At 29.7% G+C, this 772-nt stretch carries 1 protein-coding gene; it reads right to left on the bottom strand.

Annotated features, from left to right (window positions below; translation table 11 throughout):
• A partial coding sequence (locus tag HMPREF9131_RS06960; RefSeq protein ID WP_009346127.1) for a type I glyceraldehyde-3-phosphate dehydrogenase occupies positions 1–607 on the bottom strand: 607 nt, incomplete at its 3' end.
• Between the last annotated feature and the right edge of the window lie 165 nt (positions 608–772).

The following is a 772-nucleotide window of genomic DNA, read 5'->3' on the forward strand; positions in this document are numbered from 1 at the left end:
TGGCACGTCTCATATCTTTGTGAGGTGCATCATGGATTTTTTGGTCGTTTGTGTAAGCGTGAACTGTTGTCATTAGACCTTTAACAATTCCAAAATTTTCTAAAATAACTTTTGTTACTGGAGCAAGACAGTTAGTTGTGCATGAAGCGTTAGAGATTATATCATGTTTACTTAAATCAAGTTTATCATCATTTACACCCATAACAACTGTTATATCTTCACCCTTTGCAGGAGAAGTTAAAACTAATTTTTTTGCTCCTGAATCAATGTGGCCTTGTGCATCTTCTCTATTTTTAAAAGCTCCTGAAGAGTCGATAACAAGATCTATACCATATTTTTTCCAATCCATATCTTTTGGAGCCTTAGCTTCAATAAAAGTAATCTTCTTTCCGTCAAGAATCATACCATCATCAGTAAGTTCTAATGTTCCTGGATATTTTCTATAAATAGAATCATATTTGAATAGATGAATTCTATCCTTCATAGTTTTTTCCAAATTTCTGACAGCTACATGAGTTATTTCGAAATTTTTATCTTTTCTTAAAGCCCAAATTCTTAAAGCATCTCTGCCAATTCTACCAAAACCCATTATGGCAACTTTTTTCATTAATAGTCCTCCTTAGTTATCTATTTTCCTAAAATCATTATATCATAGTAATAAATTTTTCTTAAAATATATTTAAATAATTTATTTATAATAAATTATTATAAGCTAAGCTTTAATCTCTTAAAAAAGAATAGGGACATTGTTTCTTATGCAAGTGCAAAAATG

Source organism: Peptoniphilus sp. oral taxon 836 str. F0141 (assembly GCF_000179335.1).
Lineage (GTDB): Bacteria > Bacillota > Clostridia > Tissierellales > Peptoniphilaceae > Peptoniphilus_A > Peptoniphilus_A lacrimalis.